The sequence below is a fragment of the Alkalibacterium psychrotolerans genome, assembly GCF_054784355.1.
Genome location: NZ_BAAGPH010000102.1, coordinates 1 through 3662, shown reverse-complemented (window position 1 = coordinate 3662; position 3662 = coordinate 1). Strand labels below are relative to the sequence as shown.

General features: G+C 36.1%; 3 protein-coding genes. All 3 read left to right on the top strand.

Features of this window, described 5'->3' with window-relative positions:
- Positions 1-148: 148 nt before the first annotated feature.
- From ACYVLS_RS09235 to ACYVLS_RS09225, 3 genes are read left to right on the top strand one after another with little or no spacing between them, the layout of a single operon-like run.
- Positions 149-1240 (top strand): glycosyltransferase family 4 protein, encoded by a 1092-nt coding sequence (locus ACYVLS_RS09235; protein ID WP_460323824.1) that lies wholly within the window; start codon positions 149-151, stop codon positions 1238-1240.
- A gap of 1 nt (position 1241) precedes the next feature.
- Positions 1242-2561, top strand: coding sequence for a nucleotide sugar dehydrogenase (locus ACYVLS_RS09230; protein WP_460323822.1), 1320 nt, complete (start codon positions 1242-1244; stop codon positions 2559-2561).
- 18 nt (positions 2562-2579) lie between these two features.
- Positions 2580-3569 carry an SDR family oxidoreductase gene (locus ACYVLS_RS09225; protein WP_460323820.1) on the top strand — a complete coding sequence of 330 codons (990 nt, stop codon included), beginning with the start codon at positions 2580-2582 and terminating at the stop codon, positions 3567-3569.
- Positions 3570-3662 lie beyond the last annotated feature (93 nt).

Here is a 3662-nt window from a genome sequence, read left to right as displayed (position 1 = left end):
TTTGTTTTAGTGAACTTCATTTTATCAGATTAAGGGGGGAAGAGGTGTCTTTTTGCACTTTTATTGAAAGAGCAACGATAGTTGCTTTAAAACATGATAAAAATTTAAAAAAATTGGTAATTACTGTTCCGGTAAGGAGGGTATATAGATGAAAATTCTAGTGTTGTCTAACTTTGGTATGGGACTGTATAAATTTAGAAAAGAGCTTCTCCAAGAGCTTATAAATCAAGGACATGAAGTGTTTACATCGTTGCCAAAGGATGAGTATACTCCTTTAATCCAAAACCTAGGTTGTAAATATATAGAGTCGAAAGTAGAAAGAAGAGGAACAAATCCATTAGCTGATGTAAAACTCATCCTTTCCTACATAAAGATGATTAATGAAATCAAACCGCATATTGTTCTAACCTATACAATTAAACCTAATATATATGGTGGTATTGCTTGTAGAATAACCAAAACACCATATTTACCAAATATTACTGGATTAGGAACTGCAGTTGAAAATGAAGGTTTAATGCAAAAGTTTACGTTATTTTTGTACAAGCAAGGTCTAAGGGATGCCTCTACAGTATTTTTTCAAAATGAATCAAACAAAATTTACTTCCATGAAAAGAATATTTATACTAAGAATGCTTTAGTCTTGCCAGGTTCAGGTGTTAACCTAGCTGAACATCTGTATGAACAATATCCTGCCGATAAACGTCCACTTCGTTTGCTGTACATAGGTAGGATTATGAAAAATAAGGGAATAGAAGAATTACTCGAGGCAGCAAAAATATTTAAAAATAATAATAACGTTGAATTTCATATAATCGGTTTCTCTGAAGAAAAATATTTTAACCAACTTGAAGAGTTAAATAATAATGGAATAATACATTTCCATGGTCAACAAGGTAATGTTCATAAATTTATTAAATCCTCCCATGCTACAATATTACCTTCCTATCACGAGGGACTCTCAAATGTTTTACTTGAATCTGCTTCTACCGGTAGACCCGTACTTGCTTCAAACGTAAGCGGATGTAAAGAAACTTTTGATGAAGGAATTAGCGGTTATGGCTTTGAGGCTAAGTCAACTGCATCATTAGTTAAAACAATAAAGAAGTTTATAAAAGTACCTTATGAAGCTAAGAAAGAAATGGGAATAGCAGGCAGAAAAAAGATAGAAAATGAATTTGATAGAAATATTGTTATTCAAACATACTTAAAAAAAATTAATGAAAAAAGGGGTAATTAAGATGAACTTATTCGAAAAAATAAAAAATAGAGAAGAAAAAATTTCTCTAGTAGGACTAGGTTATGTAGGCATGCCAATAGCTGTTTCTTTTGCTAAAAAGGCTGATGTTATTGGATTCGATATTAGCGATGAGAAAGTCGAAGAGTATAAAAGTGGGATTGATCCAACTAAAGAAGTTGGGGATGAGGTAATAAAAAATACCACTGTCGAATTTACGTCAAATGAAGAGAAGCTGAAAGAAGCTAAATTTCATATTGTGGCAGTTCCTACTCCAGTTAATTCCGACCACACACCTGATTTGAGACCAGTAGAATCAGCAAGCAAAACAGTGGGGAAAAATTTAACGAAAGGATCTATAGTTGTTTTTGAATCAACTGTTTACCCTGGTGTTACTGAAGATACGTGTATTCCTATACTAGAAAAAGAATCGGGACTAGTTTGTGGAGTAGACTTCAAAGTCGGCTATTCTCCTGAGAGAATCAACCCAGGTGATAAAGTACATAGACTTGAAACGATTGTAAAAGTTGTAGCTGGTATGGATGAAGAATCACTTGATACTATAGCGAAAGTTTATGAGCTTGTCGTTGATGCTGGAGTTCACAGAGCAGAATCAATTAAAGTAGCGGAGGCTGCTAAAGTTATTGAAAATTCTCAAAGAGATATTAATATTGCTTTTATGAACGAACTTTCTATTATTTTTGACAAAATGGACATTGATACCAAAGCTGTCTTAGAAGCCGCGGGCACCAAGTGGAACTTCCTTAACTTTTCACCTGGTTTAGTAGGAGGACATTGTATAGGGATAGATCCTTACTACTTGACATATAAGGCTGCACAACTAGGTTACCATTCACAAATAATTTTATCGGGGCGCAGAATTAATGATAACATGGGGAAATATGTGGTAGAAAATCTCATTAAAAACCTTATTAAAGCTAATGTACCAGTTAAGGAAGCAAAAGTAGCCATTCTTGGATTTACATTTAAAGAGAACTGTCCAGATACTAGAAATACTCGTGTTATCGATATTGTTAATGAGCTTAAGGAGTATGGAATAGTACCGATGATTGCTGATCCTGAAGCGGACTCTGAAGAAGCTAAAGAGGAATATGACATTGTATTTGATTCCGTTAAAGATATAGAAAATATGGACGCTATTATTGTAGCGGTAGGTCATGATCAATTTCTAAAATTATCTCAAGAGGATTTTAATCAAATGTTTAAAGAAGGTTTAAATGAGAACAAGGTTTTGCTGGATATCAAAGGGATTTTAAACAGAAAAGAGTATGAAACAGCTGGATTAAGATACTGGAGACTTTAATTAAAAGGTGGAAGACTAATGGGATATGAAAATGTGAAATTTGCAAAGGATAGTGTTTTTCTCGTCACAGGTGGAGCCGGTTTTATTGGGTCCAACCTCATCGAAGTACTGCTCAAGAAAGGTTATGCAGTCCGTTGTCTGGACGATTTATCCAATGGCCATAAATCGAATATTGAACCTTTTCTGTCAAATGAGAAATTCACATTTATCGAAGGTGATATCACTGACTATGATGTGTGCTTAAAAGCAGGTGATGGTGTAGATTATATCCTTCATCAGGCGGCATGGGGAAGTGTTCCGCGAAGCATCGAGATGCCTCAGCACTATGAAAAAGTGAATGTACAGGGTACGATCAATATGATGGAAGCAGCAGTAAAGAATAATGTGAAGAAATTTGTCTATGCGTCCAGTTCTTCAGTATACGGAGACGAACCGACCCTACCCAAAAAGGAAGGGAGAGAAGGAAAGGTTTTATCACCTTATGCCTTGACTAAAAAAATAGATGAGGAGTACGCAAGACTTTATCACTCCCTCTATGGTCTGGACACCTATGGACTGAGATACTTTAACGTATTTGGTCGACGTCAGGATCCTAATGGTGCTTATGCGGCCGTCATACCTAAGTTCCTGAAACAACTACTGAACGATGAACAACCGACGATCAACGGTGACGGCAAACAGAGCAGGGACTTCACGTATATCGAAAACGTGATCGAAGCGAATCTGAAAGCCTGTCAAGCGCCAAGTTCTGCGGCAGGCGAAGCCTTCAATATTGCATATGGCGGTAGAGAATACCTAATCGATATATACGGGAATTTAAAAGACGCTTTAGATAAGTCGATCGAACCTAACTTCGGTCCTGAACGTGCGGGAGACATTAAGCACAGCAATGCAGATATTTCTAAGGCAAAAGAAATGCTTGGTTACGAACCTGACTGGAGCTTTGAACGAGGAATTGAAGAAGCCATTGGTTGGTATAAGCATTATGGTGGTAAGTCAAGAGAATAGATTATAAATAGACAACCTAATTTCATAAAAAAGGGTTCACTGAACTAAACCGTCACGTATTCGAAAATACGTTCGGTTTATGTCTTCGGATAG

Excerpts from the sequence above, each read along its gene's own strand:
- ACYVLS_RS09235 (WP_460323824.1), top strand. The coding sequence starts at position 149 with ATGAAAATTCTAGTGTTGTCTAACTTTGGTATGGGACTGTATAAATTT.
- ACYVLS_RS09230 (WP_460323822.1), top strand. The coding sequence starts at position 1,242 with ATGAACTTATTCGAAAAAATAAAAAATAGAGAAGAAAAAATTTCTCTA.
- ACYVLS_RS09225 (WP_460323820.1), top strand. The coding sequence starts at position 2,580 with ATGGGATATGAAAATGTGAAATTTGCAAAGGATAGTGTTTTTCTCGTC.